The sequence below is a fragment of the Sediminispirochaeta bajacaliforniensis DSM 16054 genome, from assembly GCF_000378205.1.
Taxonomy (GTDB): Bacteria; Spirochaetota; Spirochaetia; order DSM-16054; family Sediminispirochaetaceae; genus Sediminispirochaeta; species Sediminispirochaeta bajacaliforniensis.
Window position 1 is genome coordinate 130,251 of the sequence record NZ_KB899407.1, and the last position, 24,946, is coordinate 155,196.

General features: G+C 50.3%; 24 protein-coding genes. 8 read left to right on the plus strand and 16 right to left on the minus strand.

Annotated elements, in window-relative coordinates; translation table 11 throughout:
• The first annotated feature begins 20 nt into the window (after positions 1-20).
• Positions 21-3,434: an alpha-amylase family glycosyl hydrolase gene (locus F459_RS0102380; RefSeq protein ID WP_020611134.1), complete on the plus strand. Its 3,414-nt coding sequence runs from the start codon at positions 21-23 to the stop codon at positions 3,432-3,434.
• Here the strand turns inward: F459_RS0102380 and F459_RS0102385 are convergent.
• The gene (locus F459_RS0102385) at positions 3,422-5,080 is read right to left on the minus strand and encodes an NAD+ synthase (RefSeq protein ID WP_020611135.1); all 1,659 of its coding nucleotides are present in this window, start codon (positions 5,078-5,080) and stop codon (positions 3,422-3,424) included. The two genes, F459_RS0102380 and F459_RS0102385, sit on opposite strands and share 13 nt — an antisense overlap.
• 132 nt (positions 5,081-5,212) lie before the next feature.
• Here F459_RS0102385 and F459_RS0102390 point away from each other — a divergent pair, with 132 nt between their 5' ends.
• Together F459_RS0102390 and F459_RS0102395 are read left to right on the plus strand one after the other, a co-directional pair.
• On the plus strand, positions 5,213-5,878 hold the full coding sequence (locus F459_RS0102390; RefSeq protein ID WP_020611136.1) for an SDR family NAD(P)-dependent oxidoreductase: 666 nt from the start codon (positions 5,213-5,215) through the stop codon (positions 5,876-5,878).
• Between the two features lie 44 nt (positions 5,879-5,922).
• Entirely contained in the window at positions 5,923-7,158 is a 1,236-nt protein-coding gene (locus F459_RS0102395; protein ID WP_020611137.1) for a cation:dicarboxylate symporter family transporter, read from the plus strand.
• 23 nt (positions 7,159-7,181) lie between these two features.
• Here F459_RS0102395 and F459_RS0102400 read toward each other — a convergent pair whose 3' ends face one another.
• The 3 genes from F459_RS0102400 to F459_RS0102410 form a co-directional block, all read right to left on the minus strand.
• Positions 7,182-7,829, minus strand: coding sequence for a hypothetical protein (locus F459_RS0102400; RefSeq protein ID WP_020611138.1), 648 nt, complete (start codon positions 7,827-7,829; stop codon positions 7,182-7,184).
• Between the two features lie 45 nt (positions 7,830-7,874).
• On the minus strand, positions 7,875-9,305 hold the full coding sequence (proS, locus tag F459_RS0102405) for a proline--tRNA ligase (RefSeq protein WP_020611139.1): 1,431 nt from the start codon (positions 9,303-9,305) through the stop codon (positions 7,875-7,877).
• Between the two features lie 119 nt (positions 9,306-9,424).
• Positions 9,425-10,114 (minus strand): DUF2259 domain-containing protein, encoded by a 690-nt coding sequence (locus F459_RS0102410; RefSeq protein ID WP_020611140.1) that lies wholly within the window; start codon positions 10,112-10,114, stop codon positions 9,425-9,427.
• Positions 10,115-10,233: 119 nt separating this feature from the next.
• On the opposite strand from F459_RS0102410, the gene F459_RS0102415 reads away from it, so the two are divergent.
• Together F459_RS0102415 and F459_RS0102420 are read left to right on the plus strand one after the other, a co-directional pair.
• Complete coding sequence (locus F459_RS0102415) at positions 10,234-11,796, plus strand: glycosyl hydrolase family 79 N-terminal domain-containing protein (protein WP_020611141.1); 1,563 nt, start codon at positions 10,234-10,236, stop codon at positions 11,794-11,796.
• 32 nt (positions 11,797-11,828) lie between these two features.
• Positions 11,829-12,596 (plus strand): hypothetical protein, encoded by a 768-nt coding sequence (locus tag F459_RS0102420; RefSeq protein ID WP_020611142.1) that lies wholly within the window; start codon positions 11,829-11,831, stop codon positions 12,594-12,596.
• 10 nt (positions 12,597-12,606) lie between these two features.
• Here the strand turns inward: F459_RS0102420 and F459_RS0102425 are convergent, their stop codons facing one another.
• The 10 genes from F459_RS0102425 to F459_RS0102470 all read right to left on the minus strand — a co-directional run bounded on the left by F459_RS0102425 (position 12,607) and on the right by F459_RS0102470 (position 20,537).
• Positions 12,607-13,212 carry a diacylglycerol/polyprenol kinase family protein gene (locus F459_RS0102425; RefSeq protein WP_020611143.1) on the minus strand — a complete coding sequence of 202 codons (606 nt, stop codon included), beginning with the start codon at positions 13,210-13,212 and terminating at the stop codon, positions 12,607-12,609.
• A 174-nt stretch (positions 13,213-13,386) separates the two neighbouring features.
• Entirely contained in the window at positions 13,387-13,881 is a 495-nt protein-coding gene (locus F459_RS0102430; RefSeq protein WP_020611144.1) for a chemotaxis protein CheW, read from the minus strand.
• An 11-nt stretch (positions 13,882-13,892) separates the two neighbouring features.
• Positions 13,893-16,127 (minus strand): HAMP domain-containing methyl-accepting chemotaxis protein, encoded by a 2,235-nt coding sequence (locus F459_RS0102435; RefSeq protein WP_020611145.1) that lies wholly within the window; start codon positions 16,125-16,127, stop codon positions 13,893-13,895.
• A 129-nt stretch (positions 16,128-16,256) separates the two neighbouring features.
• Positions 16,257-17,081: an Mrp/NBP35 family ATP-binding protein gene (locus F459_RS0102440; RefSeq protein WP_020611146.1), complete on the minus strand. Its 825-nt coding sequence runs from the start codon at positions 17,079-17,081 to the stop codon at positions 16,257-16,259.
• A 39-nt stretch (positions 17,082-17,120) separates the two neighbouring features.
• Positions 17,121-18,047, minus strand: a complete 927-nt coding sequence (locus tag F459_RS0102445) for an ATP-binding protein (protein WP_020611147.1) — start codon at positions 18,045-18,047, stop codon at positions 17,121-17,123.
• Entirely contained in the window at positions 18,044-18,916 is an 873-nt protein-coding gene (locus F459_RS0102450; protein WP_020611148.1) for a P-loop NTPase, read from the minus strand. Before F459_RS0102450 ends, F459_RS0102445 begins: the two co-directional genes overlap by 4 nt.
• Entirely contained in the window at positions 18,913-19,269 is a 357-nt protein-coding gene (locus F459_RS0102455; RefSeq protein WP_020611149.1) for a NifB/NifX family molybdenum-iron cluster-binding protein, read from the minus strand. Before F459_RS0102455 ends, F459_RS0102450 begins: the two co-directional genes overlap by 4 nt.
• A 3-nt stretch (positions 19,270-19,272) precedes the next feature.
• Positions 19,273-19,641: a NifB/NifX family molybdenum-iron cluster-binding protein gene (locus F459_RS0102460; protein WP_020611150.1), complete on the minus strand. Its 369-nt coding sequence runs from the start codon at positions 19,639-19,641 to the stop codon at positions 19,273-19,275.
• Entirely contained in the window at positions 19,638-19,937 is a 300-nt protein-coding gene (locus tag F459_RS0102465) for a DUF5320 domain-containing protein (protein WP_020611151.1), read from the minus strand. Before F459_RS0102465 ends, F459_RS0102460 begins: the two co-directional genes overlap by 4 nt.
• 78 nt (positions 19,938-20,015) lie before the next feature.
• Complete coding sequence (locus tag F459_RS0102470; protein ID WP_020611152.1) at positions 20,016-20,537, minus strand: Fur family transcriptional regulator; 522 nt, start codon at positions 20,535-20,537, stop codon at positions 20,016-20,018.
• A 124-nt stretch (positions 20,538-20,661) separates the two neighbouring features.
• Here F459_RS0102470 and F459_RS0102475 point away from each other — a divergent pair, with 124 nt between their 5' ends.
• From F459_RS0102475 to F459_RS0102485, 3 genes are all read left to right on the plus strand, one after another.
• Positions 20,662-21,942 (plus strand): DUF401 family protein, encoded by a 1,281-nt coding sequence (locus tag F459_RS0102475; protein ID WP_033301109.1) that lies wholly within the window; start codon positions 20,662-20,664, stop codon positions 21,940-21,942.
• 29 nt (positions 21,943-21,971) lie between these two features.
• Positions 21,972-22,409 (plus strand): hypothetical protein, encoded by a 438-nt coding sequence (locus tag F459_RS0102480; RefSeq protein WP_020611154.1) that lies wholly within the window; start codon positions 21,972-21,974, stop codon positions 22,407-22,409.
• Positions 22,410-22,591: 182 nt separating this feature from the next.
• A complete protein-coding gene (locus F459_RS0102485; RefSeq protein WP_020611155.1) occupies positions 22,592-23,059 on the plus strand; it encodes a flavodoxin family protein in 468 nt (155 codons plus the stop codon).
• 8 nt (positions 23,060-23,067) lie between these two features.
• Here F459_RS0102485 and F459_RS0102490 read toward each other — a convergent pair whose 3' ends face one another.
• On the minus strand, positions 23,068-24,105 hold the full coding sequence (locus F459_RS0102490) for a DHH family phosphoesterase (protein ID WP_020611156.1): 1,038 nt from the start codon (positions 24,103-24,105) through the stop codon (positions 23,068-23,070).
• Positions 24,106-24,225: 120 nt separating this feature from the next.
• Entirely contained in the window at positions 24,226-24,939 is a 714-nt protein-coding gene (locus F459_RS0102495) for a fumarylacetoacetate hydrolase family protein (protein WP_020611157.1), read from the minus strand.
• Between the last annotated feature and the right edge of the window lie 7 nt (positions 24,940-24,946).

Below are 24,946 nucleotides of genomic sequence, written 5' to 3' on the forward strand. Positions count from 1 at the left end.
CGAAGGAAGGAGCAGTTCCCATGAGTGTGGAAAAGTATAGGAAAGGTATGCCTATCTCGGTAAAGGCCCGTGAGCAATTTCGAATCGCAGACCTTTTCCCGGAACAAAAGGAAAAGGAAGGGAGAAGGGGAAAAGAGCCTGGAACCACCTATGCAGAAGCCCAGGAGATAGCTCGGCTACTCAACCGAAAGAATAAGGCCGATCGATATCCCGAGCATCGAGTCTCCACTGCTTCCGTCTTCGCCTTGGGACTCATCAGGACTTTCCAGTACATTATTATAAAGCTTTACTCGGAAAAAAACGGAGGAAAGGTTTCTCTTCGGCTGCTAAAACATCTTGCACAAAATCCCGGGAGAAAGGAGACCGAATCAACCCTCGCTTTTTTCGAAACGGAATTCTTCGATCCTTCGTACTCGGCAACGGCCGAAGGAGAAGAGATCGAAGAATTACTACTTCTCTGGCTGACAAATCAAAACAGAGCCGCCCGTTTTATGCGTGACCTTTTCAGCGACAGAGATCTCGAACGCCACACCTCCTATCAAGAGGTCATTGCCAGTTGTTACCTCTTTTTTAGTAAACTACAGGGCTTCGGTCCCGGAAATCTTCATCTCATGGATATGCTCAGAAGCCCGGCCATAAACTACCCGGATAACCTGCTTGCCCAGCTGGAATATATCAGGGATCATTGGGGGCCGCTTCTCGGCTCCTTTCTCGAGCTTCTCCTCCGAGGAATCGACTATCTAAAAGAAGAACAACGACCTTTTTTCCCGCCGGGACCAGGGCCAAGCCGTATCCCCATCTTCAGAAAGGGAAGCGAGGAATATGAGCGCTTTTCAAGTGATAGCCACTGGATGCCGGAAGTCGTTCTGATCGCAAAGAGCACGCTTGTGTGGCTTAACCAGCTCTCCCGGTTCTACCATCGTGAAATTCACAGGCTCGACCAGATTCCCGATCAGGAACTCGATGTTCTGGCAGAGCGAGGGTTCACCGCCCTTTGGCTCATTGGGCTATGGGAACGAAGCGATGCAAGTCGGAAAATAAAACAGCGGAGTGGGAACCAGGAAGCGGCAGCATCGGCTTACAGCCTGAAACGATACGAAATTGCCGAGGAGCTGGGGGGATGGGAGGCTCTGGATAATCTGCGGGAGCGGTGCCGGCAGAGAGGGATTCGCTTGGCCAGCGACATGGTTCCGAACCATACGGGGCTCGATTCCGACTGGCTCTTCGAACATCCCGAGTGGTTCATCCAGTGCGATACTCCTCCTTTTCCGGGTTATACCTATAGCGGAGCAAGCGTCGTGGATCATCCCGATATCGAGGTTCATCTCGAGGATCATTACTGGGATAGAAGCGATGCCGCCGTAACCTTCCAGTATGTTGATCGACGCTCAGGAAGTTGTCGCTATATCTATCATGGTAACGACGGAACAAGCATGCCGTGGAACGATACAGCACAGCTCGATTATCTCAACCCCCATGTCAGGGAGGTGGTGATTCAGACCATTCTGCATGTGGCTCGCAACTTTCCCATCATCAGGTTTGACGCCGCCATGACCCTTGCAAAGAAGCACATTCAACGGCTTTGGTATCCCCAGCCGGGGCACGGCGGCGATATTCCAAGCCGCAGCCGATTCGGGATCGATGAGGCGGAATTTCATGAACGGATTCCCGAGGAATTTTGGAGAGAGGTAGTGGACAGGGTTGCGGCCGAGGTACCCGATACCCTTCTCCTTGCCGAGGCATTTTGGATGATGGAGGGCTACTTCGTTCGAACCCTCGGTATGCATAGAGTCTATAACAGCGCATTCATGAACATGCTCAAGAATGAAGAAAACGCAAAGTATCGACAAACCATAAAAAACACCCTTGAGTACGATCCGGAAATTCTCAAGCGCTTTGTCAATTTTATGAACAATCCGGATGAAGATACCGCCTACGCTCAGTTCGGCGACGGCGACAAGTATTTCGGTGTCTGCACCATGATGACTGCTATGCCGGGCCTGCCCATGTTCGGGCACGGACAGATCGAAGGGTTTCGTGAAAAATACGGCATGGAATTTCGGAAAGCGTACCTCAGTGAAGAACCGGACAGAATGCTTATCGAACGCCACGAGCGGGAGATTTTCCCTCTCACCAGAATCCGCAGCCTCTTTGCCGAAGTAGAGCACTTCAATTTTTACGATTTCCACGAAACGGAGGGGCGGGTCAATGAAAATGTTTTTGTATGGTCGAATAAAAAGGGAGAAGAACGAGCAATTGTCGCATACAACAACTGTTATCAATCAACCACCGGAAGTTTTTCGGAATCGGTCCCGGTCAACCGTCGTCGAGAAAACGGAAGGAAAGAGCTGGTAACGGGCTCCCTTGCCGCAAATCTCGGCTATAAAAGCGGCGACAACTGGTTTCTTATCTTTCAGGAGCAGAGATCGGGACTCTGGTTCATCAGAGAGAATGAAAATCTCTTCGGTAAGGGATTCGGTCTGATTCTTGCAGGATATCAGAGCCAGCTCTTCTTTAACTTTCGGGAAGTATACGATAGGTTAGGCATATACCGTTATCTTTGCGAAAAGCTGGGCGGAAGCGGAACAGAGGATATAGAACGAATGGAGAAAGAGCTGCGCGCGGCACCGGCAAGAGAGCCTTTCCGGCGTCTTCTTTCAAAAGAACGTATTGCACAGGTTGAAGCCTCCTTTCGAAACGGAAACTCCAGCCTGCTTATGCTTCTTGACGAGACGATCGAAGACTACCGTGCTTTCCTGACGGGATGCAGGCAGGTCGGATACGGGGACGCTATCACTGCGGCAGAGGAAGAGTATCGGGACCAGATGATCAGACTTGATCTTCTGCTTACCTGCAAGACCGAAGAGGAGCAGTCCCTGCCACCAGGGGCCGAGGGATACCTGCTGCGGGGGCTTTCCATTGCACCGGAAGCAGCCGTTGTTCTCTATGCAAAGGCACTTCTTACCCCTCTTTGGCGCCTTTTCGACAGCAAGGCGGAAAAGGCCGGAACCTTTGCACTCTGCGATGCGGCCGAGGCAATTGAGGATCTGCTTCTTCCCGAACTCTTCGATGAAGCGCTGCTGGCGGTAGGAGTTGCCGAGCCGTTCCTGCCAGAACTCAGGCTCCTTATTTCCCTGTTGCCGCGATTGGAAAACTGGACGAGCCTCACCCTGCAAGGATCCCCTGCGGAGCGACTCAAACAGATACTCTCGATACCGGAAGTGGCCCGGTACTGCGGCATTAACGAATACGAAGGAATCCGCTGGTACGGAGGGGAGAGCCTCCAACAACTCTTCTGGTATCTTGCCGTTCTGGCAATGTCCGACGACAGAGCCCTGGGATATGAGATAGTACGTCGCTGGCATGTGGCGGAAGAAGAAGCCGACTACCGCCTTGATCAGCTTTTTGAGCTGCTGGAAAATCAGGCCTCGTAGATTTTACGGGCAATAGGCATCCTACGTCCCGTGCCGAAGGCCCGGGGGCTTACTTTCAAAACAGGCGGTGCCTGCCGTCGTTTGTACTCATTTTTTCCCACAAGGGAAAGAATTTGCCCCACCTGTTCGCGGTCGAATCCCGCCCTGGCAATCTCATCGGCGCTCTCATTCTTCAACAAATAGTGGAATAGGATTCCGTCGAGTACCTCATAAGGAGGGAGAGAATCCTCGTCCTTCTGATCCTCCCGCAATTCTGCAGAAGGAGGCTTGCTGATGATTGCCTGGGGAATGATTTCATCACCACCGTTTTCTATCGACCTCTCGTTGATGTGCTTACAGAGGGCAAAGACCTCCACCTTGAAAAGATCGCCTATGACCGAAAGGCCGCCGCACATATCGCCGTACAATGTGCAGTAACCGGTGGCAAGTTCCGATTTGTTTCCGGTGGTCAAAAGGAGCGAGCCCCATTTGTTGGAGTAGGCCATCATCAAAAGTCCGCGAATTCTCGCCTGTACATTCTCCTCTGTGACATCCGGCTGTCGACCGGCAAAATGGGGCGTAAGGGAATCAAGAGAAGATACAAACATAGGCTCGATAGGAATGGTCTCCAATGAGATGCCGAGGTTGTCGGCCAGTTTCCGGGCATCGCTTAGGCTTCCCTCGCTTGAATAGCGGCTGGGCATGGCAAAAACCCTTACCTGCTCCCGTCCTAGGGCCTCCACCGCAAGGGTTGCAACCAGGGCCGAATCTATCCCGCCGGAAAGTCCCAAATGGACCCGGGAAAAGCCGCATTTTTCTACGTAGTCCCGAATTCCGAGAACCAGGGCACGACGAACCGCTTCCATCCCCTCCTCCGGCAGAGCAAGTGAAGAGGAAACCGAGGAATCAGGATCGATAAAGCTGAGATCTTCCTCCCAGGATGGAGAAATATGGCAAAGCCTGCCGTCCGGTGAAACAAGCATGGAAGCACCGTCGAAAATCAGATTATCATTTCCCCCTACCATATTTACATAGACAACAGGGACATCTCCCATGCTCCCGATCCGGGACAAAAGACGATACCGGACTCCAAGCTTTCCATTGTAGTAGGGGCTTGCCGAAGGAGATATGATCATGTCGGCACCGGCATCAAGGAGTTCGGCTACGGGATCAACAGGATACCGGGTGCCGGCGGCCTCCTCGGTTTCCCACCAGATATCCTCACAAATAGCAAAACCGATATTACGCCCCATGAAGGAAAAAACCCTTCGCGTGGAGGCCGGTTCAAAATAGCGGGCCTCATCAAAAACATCGTAGGTCGGGAGCAGACTCTTTGCCTGGCTAAAGATAACCTCTCCGTCGCGGATCACCGATACACAATTGCGCAAGCCCTTTCCCGCCTCGTTGTTTACCGAAACATAACCGACAGCGACAGCGATCCCCCTGGGCAAATCACGTTGAAGGATGCGGAGAGAGTGAATATTTTCCCGAGAAAAACTGGCATAGTCCAACAGATCCATCGGAGGATATCCGCAAAGGCTCAATTCCGGGGTAATCAGCAAATCGCTCCCCTGACCGGCCGCCTTTTCGGCGTAGTCCACGATCTTTTTCCGGTTACCGGAAAAATCCCCAATCACCGCATTCATCTGTCCAAGAGCTATCTTCATCTCATGCGCCTCCTCTCGTGGCTCAGCAATCATGGATTTAGGGTACCACAAGGTCTCTTTCTGTTTCAACGTTCCGACTTGGGGATCGGCACTAACTTGACCCGGCCGACATCGAACGGCTACTATAGAAGCATGGGTAAGCGGGTGCTCATCACCGGGAAAACAACAAAGCTGGGAAATCTTCTCGTCGAACACTATCTTTCACAGGGATGGCAGGTCGTTGCGACGGTCAAGCAGGATGAAGAAAAGCGGAATGATACGGAGATCGATTCGAACCTCCTCATCAGGACCTGGAACCGCAGAAGTCCTCTGGCCGCAAAAAATGTTTTGCTTGGCGGCATCAATCACTTCGGCGGCATAGACGAGGCAATCATCATCTTCCCTGTAGACGGAGAAAACAGACCGCTCCACGAACTACCATCGGCCGCAATAGAGGCCGCCGTCGACGGACAGATTAAAAGTCAGCTTTTTATGGTGAAGGAGGTGCTCGCCTACTTTCAAAAGGAAAAAAGTGGTCAACTTTCCCTTGTCAGGCATAACGAAGGAGCAGAGGTCTTGCCGCCTTTGGATGCCGTTTGCTCAGGCAGCTTCCAGGCTCTTTCAAGAAGTCTTTTTACCTTTTATCAAAACGAAGAGGTGCGCATAAATAGCTTTGAGTCATCGACAGGAGATACAAAGGGGTTTGTCGATTTTTTCATAAAGACCCTGGACGAGAAGGCAAGAGATCAGCATGGGAAAATGTATAGATTCCATGACAAGGGTGTTTTGGGAGCTCTCGGCAGAAATTTACGGAAATAGTTCCATGATTGACCTATAAGCAGCGCTTGAGGTAATCTCTTCGCATGAAGATCTGGTTAAAATATTTATTTGCGATCATTCTCGGTACGGTGGCTGCTCTTTTTCTTCCGGAATCGTTTCTCGCCGTTCTGAGTTCTTTTCTGCCGAAGGCCATAGGGATCATTACAAGAATAGGTATCTATCTTTTTTTACCCCTACTTTTTTTCGGGTTGGCTTATGCTGTATACAAACTTCAGTACGAACGAAGGTTTTTTCCTGTTTTACTGAAGACCCTCTTGGTAATTGTCGCCTCCGGTTTGCTGCTCACCCTTGTCGGAGTGGCTACGGTACTCCTTTTCAGTCCCGACCGTATCCCGGTTATCATCGAAAGCGAAAAAGCCTTCTCCCTTCCCGGCGCCATGGATCTCCTGGAAGCGGCCTTTCCTCCCAATCTTTTTTCGATTTTCGGCGGAGAAAGCCCTTATTTGCTCTCTTTCATCGTATTGGGTCTGCTGCTCGGCTTCGGTTTTACCTTTGACCGGGTTCTGACACGACCGGCAGTACAGTTATTCGACAGCCTTTCCCGTATTTTCTTTCACCTTGCGCGGCTTTTTGTTGAGCTTCTCAGCATCGGTATGCTTTTCTTTGCAGCCGGGTATACCATCACCATGGTTTCAACCCCTGAGTTGGCCCTCTTCTCTCAACTGTTCCTGCTTCTGACCGTCGACACCATCATCGTTCTTTTGGGAATTTACCCCTTGCTAATCTTCCTGCTGACCAGAGAACGTAATCCCTATCGCTTTCTCTACGGATTGACCGCACCGATGCTGGCCGCCTTCCTATCCGGCAGCGATCGTTTTTCCTATATCAATCTGGCAAACCATGTAAAGGCCAATCTGGGCATTCCCCGTCCGGTAGGGGCTGTCACCCTTCCCCTCTTTACGCTTTTGGGGAAAGCCGGAACCGCGATGGTTTCCTCTGTCGGCTTTATCGTGCTCCTCAGCTCCTATTCGAGCCTCGGCATAAAGTTTTCAGAAGTCGTTTGGATCATCCTCTTCAGCTTCGGGGCATCTTTTCTGGCTGCATCGGCCCCCCAGGCCGGGGTATTAACCGTCATTGCCATGATGTGCACCCATTACGGGAAGGGGATAGAAGAGGCATATCTTATCCTACTTCCGGCACTCCCCATACTCATGAGCTTTTCCGCTCTTATCGATACCGTCACGGCAGGGCTTGGAACCGTCGTCGTCGCCAAAGGGGAATCCGGAACGAAAGAAGTGCAGCTGAAAGATTTTATTTAAGCACGGTAATCTCGGCTCGGTGATCAGAAACGGTAGCCAACCCTAAAAGCAATTTTCAGGCGATCGTAAAAAGGGAGGTCCTCACCATCCCAGAAACGATGAAGGGGGAGGTAACTTTTCAGATTGAAAAGCAGGGGATGAGTATCGTGGAGTATGACAGTCCAGTGCCAGCCAACTCCGGGGAGAAAGAATTTTCCGCTGTCGTACAAGTCGGAAACGAGAGAAGAGCTCTCGTCCTCATTCTCCCAGACCACAATAGGGACGGGAAGATCAAAAGAAAGAGAAAGTTCAGGTCCGGTCACGAAGCTTTTGCGCTTTATCATATCGAATCGAAACGATGAATCGATAATGATCTCGACAGCGGTGATATCACGCTGTTCAAGCTCTGCCGGGATCGCCGATTCCTCGGATTCATCGTAGAGGTACCACGCCTTGTAAAGGGTCAGGGCAGGGACAAATGAGAAGGGCCCATCTCCCAGTCGCAGAGGAACTCCGATCGTCAGGCTTGGATAGATCGGGGAGGGAGCTCCTGCATCGCTTCGACTATTTCCGGTCCAAATACCTCCGCCAAAAAATTCGATCCCTTCCATATGAGGAGAAGCCGAAATCGACGACACGGCAACTGTACAAAGAATAGAAAAAAGCGCAAAAAAATGAAACGTAGACCTCATGATATCAAAAGTATAACACGAGGCCCTCTGATTTGCTCAATAAGATCAATAAGAGCGGGCATAGACTGCAATTTTATCGGCAGGCTTTCCACAGCGGGGGCAGACCGCCCCTTTTAGTTCCGGCTGTTCAAAGGGGATAAGTCTAATGGTAGCCTTTGTTTCCTCTTTGATCGCAGCTTCGCACCCGGCATCTCCACACCAGGGCATTCGGATAAAACCGCCCTCACCGTCGAAGATCTCCTTAAAGCGATCGTAGCTATCGACATCGTAGGTATGTGTCTCTCTATTTTCAAGGGCCCTCTGAAAAAGATCCACCTGCATTGATTCAAGTAATTCTTTCACTCTCGCGGGTACGGTTTCGATATCGACGATCTCTTTCTCACCGTTATCGCGGCGAACAAGCACAGCTTTACCGTTTTCCATATCCCTGGGACCAAGCTCTATCCGGACGGGACAACCCAACATCTCCCATTCGGCGAATTTCCATCCGGGACTGTTGGAATCATCGGCATCAAGCTTGACCCGGAACTCATCCTTCATGCGATCGTAGAGCTTACGGGCATACCCCACAACCTCTTCTTTATTTTTGTTGCGAAAAATCGGTATTATGACCGTTTCGATGGGAGCCAACTTAGGAGGAACGACAAGACCCTTGTCATCGGAATGGGTCATAATCAAGGCACCGACCAAACGTGTGGAAACTCCCCAACTGGTTGCCCACACATACTCAAGACTACCAGCATCGTTCTGAAAGGTAACGTCGAAGGCCTTTGCAAAATTCTGCCCGAGGAAGTGGCTGGTCCCTGCCTGCAAGGCCTTGTGGTCCTGCATCATCGCCTCGATGGCATAGGTGTCGATGGCTCCGGCAAACTTCTCACTGGGGCTTTTCACACCGGTCAGGACCGGGATGGCCATCCACTTTTCGGCAAACTCCTTGTAGACGTTCAGCATCCTGACCGTCTCTTCCCGTGCTTCCTTCTCGGTAGCATGAGCAGTATGCCCCTCCTGCCAGAGGAATTCGGAGGTCCTGAGAAAAAGCCGTGTTCGCTTTTCCCATCGCAGGACATTAGCCCATTGATTAATCAAAAGCGGAAGATCCCTGTAGGACTGGATCCACTTTTTATACATACTCCAGATAATCGTCTCGGAAGTAGGACGAATGACCAGCGGCTCTTCAAGCTCCTCTCCCCCGGCATGGGTCACTACCGCCAGCTCAGGACTGAAACCTTCGACGTGTTCCGCTTCCTTTTTAATGAAGCTTTCGGGAATAAGCAACGGGAAATAGGCATTCGTATGCCCCGTTGCCTTAAACATATCATCAAGGTTTCGCTGGATAGCTTCCCATAAGGCATAGCCATGCGGCCGGATGACCATGGAGCCCTTTACCGGGGAGTAGTCGGCAAGTTTTGCATTGAGAATGATGTCCACATACCACTGTGAATAGTTTTCGCTTCTTGGGGTGATTTTCTCGGCCATTGAAACCTCTTTTCCTATGATCAGATCAAAATTGACTTGCGAAAGATATTGTACAGACAGAAAAAGAGCGGGTCAAGAAGACCCGCTCCATGAACACAATAACAGGAACCGCACTCCTTCTACCAGCGCAGGGTCTCCACCATATAACGAATATTGTTTCCACTACCGTCGACCTCGTCCCGTTCCACGACAAAGACGAGTCCCTTCTCGTCGGGAGAGAAAAAGACCTCTTTAATCCGGTATTCCAACACGTCCTTCCGTTTGAAATCGGGATGCCCAACCTGATACGTCCTGCTTTTCCCCGCGGCATCGGTAATCATTACCGATATATGGAACGATGAGGATACATTCGTCCCCTCACCATAGCGATGCTGGATAAGATCGACAGAAAAGCTGTCGCCTCGCTGAAAGTCACGAAACTCAAGTCGGTCCTGCGGCTCTGCTCCATTGAGCAAAAGATAGACCATCCGTCCGGTGGCCAGATGATTGAATTTGTATTTGGAAACGATGGGAGCAAACTCCCGAAGTACCATATAAAGGGCTCCGGAACCATCCTGGCCCGGAAAGATTTCGTCAGAATAGACCTTTTTGAGAACACCACCAGAAAGATAACTGTTTTTTGCCACATCGACTGCATAGAGCTCCGCATAGGCCCTGGTTTCATCAGAAAGAATACCGTACTGCCCGAAAAGCAGATATCGGGAGTCATCAGAAAAGCCTAGGTTTTCAAAGACTGCAACATCTCCGGCGAAAGCCCCGCTACAGGCAAGGGTAAGCAGAAACGCTGCCAACAGTGCTCGTTTATGCATTGTACACATCCTCCCGTTATTACTATTAGTATCGTCTGAGAATCTTGACGACTGAAGCTTTTTCTCTGCAAATCGAAATCTAACTGGTATCTGTGGATGGGAATTATTATTCTGTAGCTATGAGCTCACCTCGCCATTATACAATATGTATCGGCAGCAGAAAGCCGATACGAAGTTTACCCGCAGATTTCCTTTCTCTTACCATCGACAGCTCCCTTCTGCTGGGCGGCCATTGGTGGGGAAAAAGCCGATCATTCGCAAAAGGAGTCTCCGGTGAGCAGGTGGAGCCCCTTGACCTTGAACATTCACAACTTATTGCCTACGCAGCACAGCTCGCCCCTGCCATGTTACGGATCGGAGGAACCGAAGCGGATTGGGTCAGATATAAGATGGGAAAAAAGGCACTTCGGAAGCTAAGGGGAACCAAGACGGCCAGCCGCCGGGAAGGAAATAGCAACGAGCGGCCCGCTTATGAATTGGTACTCAAAAAGGGAGTATGGAAGCGATTAAACCGTTTTATCAAGGAATCGGGTTTTGATCTCCTCTTTACGTTAAGTGCCGGGCCCGCCGATAGGGATGCAAGTGGAGCCTGGAGGTCTGATAACGCCATGCGACTGGTGGCCTATTCGGTGCGAAAAGGATTCCGCGTTGCGGCTTGGGAATTCGGCAATGAGGTAAACGGCTTTCCGTTTCTTTACGGGCCGAGAAAGCGGGTTTCGGCATCCCAGTATTCTCGTGACTTTGAATATTTTTCGGAAAGTGTGAAGCATATTGATCCGCAGGCCAAGATCATCGGACCCGCTTCGGCAATATGGCCGATCATCGGGGAACCCAACCCCATCATAAAAAAACTCTGTGCATCTCCTGCGGCGCGACACCTATATGCGGTTTCCTGGCACTATTATCCCCAACAGTCCCACCACGGACCGATAGCCGTCAGGAGAGCCGGAACTTACCGGATGCTTTCTCCCGGAAACCTTAACGACATAGTACGCTGGAACCGAAATATACAAAAATACCTAACAAAAAGCAGAGAGCGCTCTACAAACACGGAGAACTGGCTGACAGAGACCGCCCATGCTCTCTACGGAGGGGAACCGGGCCTTTCAGACAGCTTTGTTTCCACCCTTTGGTGGCTTGATGAGCTGGGACTTTTAGCGCGAAACGGAGTGGACAAGGTCTTCCGCCAATCGCTCATCGGAGCACGATACGGGCTCCTGGATCAGGAGAGTATGAAACCGAAGCCCGACTATTACGCCTCCTTTCTCTGGAAAAAGCTCATGGGAAACCTCGTTCTCGAAACGGGTACGACCATTGGCACCAATAAGAAATTACGTTATTACCGTCACACCACGGGGGCTTATTTCGCAGGAAGCGCTGCCGAGGTTCTGCTCCTTATCAACCTCAACAGGAAGGCATCGGCACATGTCGAAATAACCGCAACCAATGCATCCTTTTCCGTAGGCCACACAATTCTTTTGCAGGCAGATGGAGGCTTCACTTCAAAAAGCATGCTTGTAAACGGAGTTCCTGTGGAAGATGATTTGGTCTTTTACTGGGGAACCCAAAAGGTGATGAAAAAATACAAAATCAGTGGAAAGAAGAATGAACAAGTGACAAAAGAGCTCTTGCTGCCTCCTCTTTCTGCTCTTTTCTACCTCTTTGCACGGTCTGAAAATTGACAGATCAACGCCGACGCAATATGGTATGAGCGATGATCTCGAGGCGAAATAGTTTACAAATTTTCGGTCTGCTCATTTCGATACTACTCACAGGTGTGGGGGTATATGGAATACTTCTTCAGTTTCGCACGGGAACGACAGTAGGGGATGAGCTGGTCCGACAAATTCTTCTGCTGGGAGAAGGAGTTTTCGCCATTATCGGCTCGCTCTTTTTGATGCTTTTTTTTAGGAATACACCAAGCCCCGGCGTTCTTTTTTTCATTCTTGCCGTACAAGCAACCGCCTTCGGCGCGCTCAGGCCCCTATCCGCCGCACTTTTCTCGCTCAATTATTCATATCAGATACCTGCCGCAATAACACGTGCCTTTTACTTCGGACGCTTTCTTTCGATTCTTGCCCTCTTTATCTCCGGCCTTTTCGCGGCAGGCCTTGCACTCCAGCGACGGGCCATCATGTTCGGCTCGGCCTTCTTCATCGCCCTTATTCTTGCAGCGGTTTTGCCTGTGGATATATCGGAATACACCCCGCAACTGCTTTTTTCCATCGGAGCACGCAGCAGCATGCTTCTTGGCTACGGGGCCATCGCCGTGCTCTCGACGGCAAACTATCTCATAGCAGCCTTACATCAGGGGAATCGAAACTATTACCTGGTTGCCTGCGGGGTGTTGTTCATGATCATAGGGAAGGAACTTGTCTATCGATCCGTCGCTCCGGGAATAGCGGGAATAGGTCTTCTCTGCATGATCGCAGGTGCTTATCTATTCGGCAGCAGAACGCATACCATATATCTCTGGCTTTAAAGAAGAAGCGCTATATCCCCACACCGACAAGCCAGGCAATAAAGCCGGTTCCGATTGGAAGTATGAGATTGTCGAGATCCCCGGAAATAGACATTTCAAGGAGTGTGGCGGCGATGGCGATGAAGACGGATTGTTCGATATTACCGCTTACCGAAAGCGATGAAAAGAAAACCGCGAGAAGGCAAGCAAAACTACCGGCAAAGGTCTTCCCCTCGGTAAAGGGAACCCTCACCCGTCCGTAAAGTCTTCCAAAAAGGCTACTAAAACCATCCCCAAAAGCAAGGGCATAGACAGCAATGGCGGCAACCTGCGAGGGATACAGCAAAAGCGTCATCATTGCCCCCAAGGCAAGGGTTACCGGCCCGAAAACAAAGGCACTGTCGTTGCGATTTCGATTGGCGGCTTCGGTAATGGTGGAGATCAGAAATATCTTTTTTCCATTGACTCGCAAGATTTCGGCAACAGAATATGCGACAACGGAAGCAGCCAGAAGGGCCATGGTTAAACCAATATTAATCCTTGCAAAGGCCGGGACAAAAGCAACCATCATATGAATACTTTTTCGGATAATTTCCGTTCGTATCTTTTCGGTATCGCCTTGGAATGTTGTACGCATAGTTTTCACTTCTTTCTTTATTTTGCACGTTTCATGCCAAAAAGACAAGTCAAATATCTTTTTATATAACTATTTATCACACAAATAGTAAGCTTGCCGCAACAGTTCGACAGAATTCTAAAACGGAAGAGTGTCTACTTTTTCATACACTCTTCCGTAGTAAAAAAGCTACGATTATGTCGATGTCGTATGAGAAACAATGGCCTCCACATCAAGAAGAAGTTTTACCGAGTCTCCGACCTTCCCAAGTCCGGAAACAAAACGGCGGGAAGTACCACCCTCACTCTTATAGTCAGGCGGAGGATCGATGCTCCCATCGGGAATATCGATTACCTCGGAAACCGTGTCGACGATAAAACCGATGGAACTCTCCCCGACGTTAACAATAATAACACAGGTACGATCATCATATTCCCGGAAAGTCATACCAAAACGCAAGCGAAGATCGATAACAGGAATGACCTGGCCGCGAAGGTTGATCACTCCCCGGACATACTCTTCCATATCAGGTACTTCGGTGATTTTTTGCATCTCAATGATGTCGGTGACAAAGCGAATATCTATTCCGTAGAGTTCGTTCCCTATCTTGGAGAGAAGATACTTATTCGCAACAATATCGTCTTCTTCATCAATCATGACATCTCCGGATCCAGAAACTTGATCGCTCATCCTCTTCTCCTTCAAAACCGATCGAAATCATCATCGTCCAGTTTGATGACATCCTCGGGACTTACCGGTGCGATACCTGTTTCAAACTCTTCCCGTGGATGCTCTTTTACAGTCCGCTCCTTTAAGGGACGAGGGACACGACGTCCTCCGGGAGCGGGGAGGGAACGGCTTCCGGAAGAACGCAAACCCGAGACATACCGGTCGTCGAGAATGAACTGACGAATAAGACCCTGCAGCTGCTGAGCCTGTCCGGCAAGTTCCTCGGAAGCCGAGGCACTCTCCTCGGCACTAGCCGTATTACTCTGGGTAACCTGATCAATCTGATCCAATCCTTCTGAAATTTGATCAATCGCCTGAGCCTGCTCACGACTTGCGGTCGCAATCTCTTCGAGAAAATCGGCAACCTTCCCAGCCCCGTCGACAATAGATTCAAGCTGGCCGGCTGTTGTCCCGACTGCCGCATTACCAAGTTCGATATTCCGTATCGATTCCTCAACCATGGAAGTAGTTTCCTGAACCGCACTTGCACTGCGGACCGCAAGATTTCGAACCTCTTCTGCAACAACGGCAAACCCCTTGCCGTACTTACCGGCACGGGCAGCCTCGACATTGGCATTAAGAGCAAGCAAATTGATCTGGAATGCGATATCGTCTATTACCTTCACAACCTTTTTGATCTGATCGCTGGAGACGTTGATCTTGGCCATCGCTTCCTTCAAGTCCATCATCTGGCTGTTACCGTTCTTTGCATCAGACGCGGCTTTCTTTGCCAAAGCGTTCGCTTCGGTAGCATTCTCCGCATTCTGACGAGCTTGGCTATTGATCTCGGTAGCACTTGACGAGACCTCTTCAAGACTGCTGGCCTGTTCGGTTGCTCCCTGGCTAAGACTTTGACTTGCCTGACTTACCTGGTCCGCTCCCGCAGTTACCTGCTCAACGGCCATATGAACCTGGCCAAGCAAATCGTTCAGGCTCTTTTTCATGCGGAGCATTGATTCTCCCAAGCCATCCTTTTCCGAAGCCTTTTTAACATCTACCGACAGGTCCCCATCCGCAATGCGTTCAAGCACCCTCGCCTTATCCTGAAGGGCCATCTGCATCTCCCGCATGGCCTCAGCCAACTGGCCGACCTCATCTTTCTGGCGTATCGACAGCTCGATGCTGAGGTCTCCAAGGCTGATGGCCTTGGCAAAATTTACTCCAAGCCGCATGGGGACGGTAATCGCCTGAGTAAGGCCGAGGCCGAGAATGAGAGCAAGAAGGGTGGCAACCACCATGCCGATGATGGTAAAACGAATTGCCTGACCGCTGTTCAATATGGCTTGATCGACCGTATTCGCAGCAAGGTCGCTGTTATACGAAACGACCCAGCCGAGGGCATCAACAAAAGAACGTTGAACGTTTGCAGCATCCCCCATTGCGATGAGATTCATCTCATCGTAAAGATGGACAATTCGATCTGCCTCGCCGAGCATCTGATTAAGCAACTCAAATAGCTTTGTTGCATTTCGAACCACTTTATCCTGATAAAGGGCAAAAGCCGTATCCCGATCTCCCCGGCTCAGAGCGTCCTGAACCTCGCTAATCCCCTCATGAAAGGCATCGTGGTATTTGGGGGCCTCCTTTAGAACCCGCAGCAAAACAGGATTATCGGTTTTGAAGGTTAAAAAGAACTGACCCAAATCACAACTTTCCGCATCATTTCCGCCGGTAAAAACCGTATTGGAACCGATGGCGGCAATCGCCTGTTCCATCAGCACATGATGATCGTTTATTAATTCCAGAACGGTACTCTTGAAGGAATCGGGATTTATGATTCCTGATTCTTCCACCTTTCCTGAAAAATCGACTATGGAGTCATTGAGATCGGTCAGTTCGCCAAGCAGCCTTGTAGCTTCCGTCCATTTACGGCTCTCTTCACTGGCTTTTGGAAATTTTTCGTATACGGCACGATACTCTCCGTAATTGGCTCTTGCCGAATCGATATTGTCGTACTGTCGCTGACGATCATCGAGCGTCAATCGAGAGCTGAGAAGGGTACGAACGGAGCCTCGAATGTTCCGAACTTCATTCTCCATCCTGAGAAGCGACTCCACCGCAGGAAGCCGCCCCTGGCCTATATCACTTATAAAAACATTCAGCCGCCGCAGACCGATCATTCCGACTAGCCCGACCACCAGCACAAGGAGCGCAACAATGAAAAAGGCTCCTACGAGCTTCACTCCCATTCTGATATTTTTCAGCATCGAGATAACCCCCAAAGCGTTTTTAATCTAAACTGTTGAGGTAAAGTATAAAGGAAAGCAGAGGGGAATAGCAAACAGGAAAAGCCGAATCACGGAAGGAAAAAAACGTGATTCGGCTGTATTGTTTTTCTAAAGCCCGATAAAAGTGGCGGTCTTGTCTACGAGGGAACGGAGAGCTGCTGCTGCAGGTCCGGTATCGGGAAGAGAGAGGTATGAACGGCCACTATCTTCCGCATTCATCAAAAGAGGATCGATGGGAATTTTTCCAAGAAAAGGCACCCCCATCTCTTTAGCTGCCCTCTCTCCTCCCCCACTTCCGAAAAGCTGGTGTTCGGTACCACAATTCGGGCAGATAAAACCACTCATGTTTTCAACGATGCCGATAAGAGGAAGGTTAAGCTGTTTGGCGAAATTCACACTTTTTCGGCTGTCTAAAATCGCCACCTCTTGAGGCGTCGTAACAACGATTGCACCGTCAAGTTCAGGGATCATCTGGGCAACCGTAAGAGGCTCATCTCCGGTTCCAGGCGGGGTGTCGATGACCAGAAGATCGAGATCTCCCCATTCGACATCGGCAAGGAACTGCCGAATGACTCCTATCTTTACCGGGCCGCGCCAGATGATGGGAGCATCGACATCATGGCCGGCCATGGCGAGACTGACGGCTACAAGATTTTTCGTTACCGCAAAGGGTTCGATACCTTCGTCGTAGGCAATCAGTTTTGCATCATCAACACCAAGCATCTTCGGTATATTTGGACCGTGAAGATCGGTGTCGAGAATCCCAACCTTCACACCTCTGGATGCCATTTCAAGGGCAAGGTTGGCAGAAACCGAGCTTTTGCCGACACCTCCCTTGCCGCTCATAACCAGGACCTTATGTTTGATCCCGCTCATACGTTTTTTTAAGCGCTCATTTTGCGCTTTTTGTTCTTCGGACGGAGGGAATGCCATATCGTCTCCTTTACTCTGTTGTTTCGTTTGTTTTATTTATCAACCGACCGCTGATGATACCACATCAAGACCGACCATGTTGAGCGCATTTGCAACCAGTGCACGAAGTTTATCGGCCGTCGCATCCTCCAAAAGCGAAAAGGGATCGACAAGACGAGCCGAAGCCTCCGCTGCCATGCGGTCGTAGGGGAAATCACCAATCCAGCGATACCCTTTTTCATCACACAGAATCCGGGCTTTCTTTACAATCTCGGGATTAAGGTCGCTTTTGTTTACAAGAACACCTATGGGGGTTCCGAAAGTGCTTGCAACCTCAGCTGCCCGCTGAAGGTCGTGAAGAGCCGTGGTAGTCGCCTCGGTAACAAGTAGTATCGCATCCGTATCCGAGGCGGCGGCAAGTACAGGACAGCCGGTCCCCGGAGGACCGTCGATCAGAATAAGCGAAGCGCCGATCCGTTCAGCTTCCTGCTCTGCGACACTTCTTACCTGATGGACCAATTTACCTGAATTCTCGCCACCGGCTTGTAATTCAGCGTGGATAAGAGGGCCCTCCTGAGTATCTGTGACAAACCACTGCCCGGCTATCTCCTCCTCCAGAGTAAAAGCCGAACTGGGACAGACGAGGGTGCACACTCCGCAACCTTCGCAGCCGACGGGATCCACCTGCGCTACAGAATTCTCCATGTGTATGGCATCAAATCTGCAAGATGAAATGCACTTGCCGCAACCGGTACAGAGCCCGGCATCAACCACTGCACGCTCTCCACCGAAGAAGCTTTCCTGCCTCCTTGAGGCTGCTGGAACAGCTCCTCCAAGGGCAAGAGCAAGATTCGCCGCGTCCACGTCGCAGTCGGCAAAAACACTTCTTCCGGAAACGAGAGAAGCGATAGCCGAAGTAAAGAAGGTCTTTCCGGTTCCTCCCTTCCCACTGATGACAACTATGCGTTTTGCTTTTTCATGTTTCATGTTTTTTGCTCGATACGGGTTTGTAAAAAAGCGATAAGATGGCCGACAACCTGTTCTACCGCCTGACGAAAAGCAGGCACCTCAAGGATCGGATGTACTCCACGGGCATAGGATTCGGCAACCTTTCGGTCAAAGGGAACACGGCCAATGATATCAATACCTTTTCGCCGGCATACCGCTTCGGCCTCTCCTCCGCCCAGATCGGCCCGGTTGATAAGAGCCAGGACCGGGAGGTCCATCTCTTCGAGAGTCGAAATGGCCTTCTCCAAATCATGTGCACCAAAGGGGGTATTTTCCGCAACCATAAGTACGAGATCCGCATTTTTAACAGCATTTGCCATCGGACAACTGGCCCCCGGCGGCGAATCGATCAGCTGAAGAGGCTCTTTGTTTTTTTCCCTGCGCAGCTCCCTGATGAGTGGAGGGGCCATAGCAGCGCCCAGCTTCAAGGTCCCCCAACGATGGGTCCGAAGGCCGCCGTCTAAAGCTCGGAACTGGGCCGAATCTATGGTGCCGATGAAAGAGGGTTTTTCGCTGATGGCCCCTTTGGGACAGACCATCATACAGGCTCCGCAGCTGTGGCAAAGATTCGGAAAGGCCATGACCTTTCTGCCTATTCGTACCAAAGCGCCATAGCGGCAAAAACTACTGCAGGCACCGCAGCCGGTACAGATCGCCTCATCAATTTGAGGGACGGGGAGGAAAACCTCCCGCTGCTTTCCCTCCATTGTATCCAGAAAAAAACGGCAATTGGGTTCCTCTACATCGGCATCAAGCAATGCAACAGGCTCCGGCCAAAGCATGGCCAGGGCCGTTGCAATCGTGGTTTTTCCCGTTCCTCCCTTTCCGCTGGCAACCGCTATGGTCATTTATGTCCCGCCGGCCCCGGAGCCTCGACCTCAGAAAGATTTCCCGCAAGGAAGGCATCAAGAGCGGCACGGACACTCGCCTCCTTGGAACTGAAGACACGAATACCGGCCTCTTTCAGGACATCCCAGGCATTGGGCCCGATCTGTCCTGAAACAAGGCGACTGGCCCCCTCTTTTACGATGAGCTCGGCGGCTCGTACACCGGCTCCCCCGACTGCGCTCTTAAAGGGGTTATCGATAAAACGCCCCTCTTTCTTCGTATCATCAAAGAGATAAAACGCCTCGCATCGGCCGAAGCGGGGATCCTGTTGCGACGACTCTTCCCGTCCTGATGCTGTGATACAGATAATCAAGGCTCAACTCCTCCCCTCTTCATGATCGCAATCGTGATCATGGCTACCGGTACAGCTACTCTCTCCGCCTTCAAGTTCATCCTTTGCAAGTTTTTCCAGTGCATCGGAAATAGGGCCCGAAATACCGAGGATACAACCAACCCCGTTTGCCTCAAAAAGCTCGATGGCCCGAGGTCCCATACCGCCGGCAACAATCTTGGAAGCTCCAAGTGAAGCGACAAAGGGAGGAAGAGCTCCGGGAGTATGTCCGGGATTTGCAACCGGTGTGGTCGATTCCACCCTCCCGTTTGCAATATCGGCCACTACAAATTGTTCACAGTGACCAAAATGGCCGGAGACCATGTTTCCATCAGCGGCAACAGCAACTTTCATGCTTCGGCCCCCTTATTCGCCCCTTCACCTTCTTCGTTTCGCATACTGCGAATCCATTTCAGTTCCTCTTCCAAGGCCAATTCCCTGGCCGCAAGGCCAGCCTCTCGTTCCTCTTTCGAAACAGGATGCGGGTAGCCATATCCTCCGCGGTCATGAGGACCGTAACCGCATCCTCTTCGACCGTAGCCTCCACGACCAAAACCACTGCCTAGGCCGTAGCCTCCTCCGCACATTCCCAATCCGCGTCCTGTTTGTGGACCATAACCAATAGGTCCTCGTCCGTCCCTTCCTGGCATTGTCTTTCTCCTTTCCGGTAATACCGGCATATAATATCTCTTGATAATCATTATCAATTTTGGCAAAAAAAAGAGCACTCATCGGCCTTTCTCCGAAGGCGTACCCGCGCATCCCGCACAAAGCCCGTGGATTTGCAAAACCTGTCGTTCGGTGCGAAAGCGATAGTTCTCTTCCGCTTCCCGACTCAAAGAATCGAAAAGTTCGGAGCAACGAGCGGCCGCTTTCGGCTGTCGGATGACCTTTCCGCATCGGTCGCAAATCAATACCACCTCGTTGCCGACACCAGCCTCCCCCGCATCTTTATCACGGCTCATGGCGTATCGTGCGCGCCCCTCCCCCGTCTCCACCCGCTGGACAAGAGAAAGCTCTTCAAGGAGCTGCAGGGTTCGGTAGATGGTGGCAACCCCGATTCCCGGGTATTCCTCGCGTACAATGAGAAAGAGCTCTTCGGCGGAAAGGTAACCATCGGCACGATCAAGGGCATCAATGATGACCCGACGTGTCAATGTCATTCGTACCCCTTTCCGTTGAAACGGCCCCTCGGCACGGGAACAGCCCCTGCCGAACCCTCTTCCATATCCACGACTGGAATAATCCATCTCCACCTCATTGATAATGATTATCAATTAAGAATATACAACAATGGGAATCCGGCGTCAATAAGATTTTCATACGAATTATTCCCTTTTCTTTCGGGCCCGTAAGCCTCTATACTCTTTGATCATGACCATACCACTTATGCTTAAGATTATTCTTTCGCTTGCCTTGATTCTTGTCCTCAATAAGATCGTTCGGAACCTTGCCATATCGGTTGCCGCCGGTGCCCTCCTCATCGCTTTCTGGAGCGGCCAGACCATCGTAACAGCCGGAGTCATTGCAAGCAAACGAATGCTCAGTTTCGACAATTTCGCTCTTTTGCTTCTTATTGCATTGGTCATCACCCTTTCGAATCAGATGAACCAAACCGGAATGATGAAGCAGTTGGTAGGAGGTCTTAAGACCCGGGTAAGCCAGAAAGGTGCCTTGGCTGCTTTACCTGCGGTGATAGGCCTTCTCCCCATGCCAGGGGGTGCCCTCTTTTCCGCACCGCTTATCGACGACTGCGACGAAACGGGTGAACTGAGCCCGATGCAAAAAACAAAGATCAACTATTGGTTTCGTCATATATGGGAGTTCACCTGGCCCCTCTATCCCGGAGTTATCCTAGCCTCCGATATAGCACATGTTGAGGTATGGCAAATTTTCCTTGTCGGTTTACCACTCTCTCTGATATCGATCACGGCAGGTTATTTTTTCTATCTGCGCCCCCTCGAGCTCACGGCAGAAAAAAGAGACAGCAGCAGGAAAAGCAACGGCCCATCGCTCTTGTCTCTACTCGCACCCATTATCATTGTAGTTGTAATCTATTTCCTGATAATGGTTTTTATCCCGGCAGTAGGAAACGTTTCGAAGTATGCGCCCATGATTATCGGGTTACTCTCCTCAATACTCTACCTACAGATCATCTCTCCTCTGCCGGGCAAAGAGTGGAAAAAGATCGCATTAAGTCACAGAACCTTCCAAATGGTTCTCATCGTATTGGTGGTACGAGTCTACGGGGCATTCATCGAGGCACCGCTGCCTAACGGGACCTTGCTGATGGAGCAACTTCGGCTGGAGCTGACCGCTGCAGGGGTGCCCCTTCGTCTGCTTGTCCTTCTCATACCCTTTATCAGCGGCATGACGACGGGGGTCTCCGTGGGATTTGTCGGCGCATGCTTTCCCATCGTTTTCAGCCTTCTCGGTCCATCCCCCACGCTTGCTTCGACCCTCTCAACCCTGGCCCTGGCCTACCCCTTTGGTTTCATGGGAACCATGATGAGCCCGGTCCACGTCTGTCTCATTGTCACAAATGAACACTACGGAACAAACCTCGGCCCAAGTATCGGCGCAGTAATTCCACCGGCAATCCTTGTTATGGCCGGCAGTTTACTGATCTCCTATATCATTCCGTTTATAGTATAGCTTGATTACATACCAAGGAGGCTTACGTCATGAAGAAAGTTGATGACAGTAATGTTTTGGAAGGTCTTGAAGAAAAACGTGAAGAGATTATGCGTGAGATTAACGAATACAACCGGGAACGAGACCAAATTCGCGCAATGTTGGGAAAGATCGGTGGAAAAAGTTACTCAAAGACCGACATGATTATCAATATTGTCTTTCTAACCATTATTTTATTGCTCTTTATTCTCGAACTAACGACACACTTTCTACCGGCTTTCATATCCCTGGAAGTTAGTGTTCTTCTGGTTTCGATTAAGATTGTCTGGATGATCCACAGCCAGCATCGATTCAATCACTTCCAGTTTTGGGTTCTCAACTCGATCGAATTTCGTATCAATAATATGCATAAGATGGTCAGAGGGATGGAAAAAGAGCTAAAACAGCTTAGGGAAGATAAACACAACACAAATGCCATGGAACCATGATCCCCGCATTCATGATCCTTTTTCGCTATCCCGAAAATGGATGGTAGATAGCACCATATTCCATTTATCGATCGCCTTAAGCGAAACCGGATAGCGTACCATTGATCCTGCCATATCGATAATTATACAGATTCACAAGATTTTTTCACAGACCTATAGGTATTACGTGCTATTGTATCATCATGACGAAGAAAATTTTAATTGCATATAGTTCCTATTTTGGGAACTGTAAGAAAGCGGCGTCCACCCTTGCCGCAAGTTGTGACGAGGAAGGCATTAAAACAAGCCTTTATTCCATTCTTGAATCGGAAACCCTTCCGGAAAAACCAGATATCCTCGTCCTTGTAACGCCTGTCAGGGTACGGAAGATTGTCGGGCCAAGCAAGAAATTTCTCCGAAAGATCGGAGAAAAAGATCTCCGTTATGCCCTGGTCGTAAGTCACGGTGCGGCTCTCGACCACTTTTTCTCCCCGGTTCCAGCGACAAAGAAACTGGAACGGTCCTTGGAACGCAAGGAAATGGTTCGAATTACCGAGCCTCTCTTCCTGCAGGTAGAGGGACAGCAAGGCCCCTTATCGAAAGGTTATGAAAAACGCCTTGCAGATCTTGCAAAGCAGTTGAGCGGGGCTGTTCCAGAGGAAGACAGATAAGCCTCTCATCAGCTTTTACGTGGAACCTGATCAAGGAGCTTCCGCCATGAGGGGTTCTCATAACCGAGAAGAGCGGCAAAGGCGTTGCGTATGGTGATATTAATCTCCTCAACCTCTTTTCGATCCTTGCCGTGAAGGTCGAAAAAGCCTCCGGCGGTTCGATCATGCCCTCCAACATTATCAGGGTCAAGCGGTAATTGCTTGATCAGTCTGCCGGCATTAATCCCCTCACTACGGGTACGAATCGAGATGATCAGATGGTTCCGAAAACGCCCCGAAACAAGAACCGTCCCTATCCGCTCATGCTTAAGAAGGAAATCAGCCATCTCGGCAACAATCTCGGGGTGGCGAATTTCATCCAGGTGCGTTGTAATCATGGTGCCGAACATAAGGGCGTTATTGATTGCATCCCCAAGCTGAAGAAAATAGTAATGGGGCAAGTTGGCATTGATAATTCCGGCCAACTTTCTGATGCTGGCCCGTACATAGACCGATAGGTAGGCCCGAATATCTCTACGGGCGGCCTCCCGGTACATATTCTGGGTCTCAGAACTGATGGCATAGGCAAGCGCTGTGGCGATATCGGCCGACAGATCTACTCCGGCGGCATCAAGCCATTCGATAAGAATCGTGGCAGAAGCCCCAAGTTCCGGTTCGATCACAACAAAGGCACCTTTGGTATCATCCCGACGGGGATGGTGGTCGATAACGATATCGCAAAACGACGAGGCATCAAGAACATTGTTCCCTGCTCCGGGTTGAGAATCGACAAGAGCAAGGCCATCATACCGTGAAGCCTTGATTCGACTATACTGCTTGAGGGGAAGATTGAGTTTTTTCACCATGGTCCGGTTTTCGGCCCTGGCGATAATTCCGCTGTAGGCAATGCTTGCATCGACATGAAATAATTCCCGAAGGAGGAGACGCAAGGCAACCGCAGCAGCAATGGCATCGGGATCGGGATGGGTATGAGTCAGAATAAGGAGCTCTTTTTTCCCCGAAACAACGGAACCAAGTTTTTCCAGAGCATCCTTACTATTTTCCATATTCGACAGTTTTACAGAAAAAAAGGAAAATGTCCAATTATTACTGCGCGGTAATGGAATTTTCATTTCAAATCTGTTCGAACGTATGCTCAGAGATGTATCGATCGGGGAGAACCCTTTTCAGCGCCCCTCTTCCTGTACCGGATTACGAAGGGTACCGATTCCTTCGATCTCAACCTCGACCACATCGCCATGATGGATTCTGCCGACCCCTTTTGGGGTTCCGGTTATAATCAGATCACCTTCTTCGAGGGTAAAGTGCCTGCTGATGAAGGCAACGATGGTCGGGATCGGAAAAATCATCTGGGATGTGTTTCCACTCTGAACCACTTTCCCGTTGAGCCTGCATTCAATATGAAGGTTTTGGGGATCAGGGATATCCGAGGCGGGTACCACTACGGGACCGACAGGACCGAAGGTATCCAAACTTTTTCCCCGGAACCATCCCGATTTATCCTCGGTCTGAAAATTACGCTGACTTACATCGTTGAAACAAGTATATCCAAGGATGTAGTCCATCGCCCTCTCTTCAGGAACATCCTTACATCGTTTTCCGACAAAAAAACCTAATTCTGCCTCGTAATCGACTCGAACCTCCTCAAAATCGTACCCCTGGAGATATGCCGGAATAACGATGGCCTCCCCGTCAGCAATCAGAACATTGGGAGTCTTTGGGAAAAGCACCGGTTCAGAGGGAATGTCCAAAGGAATTTTTCTCGTCGTCAAAAAGACGCTTTCTTTTACGTGTTCGTGATAGTTAAGGCCAAGGGCCACAATCTTCGAAGGACGAACCTGATAGGATTCATCCCGGCCCCTGACGGGTAAAACGACCATAGAGCGC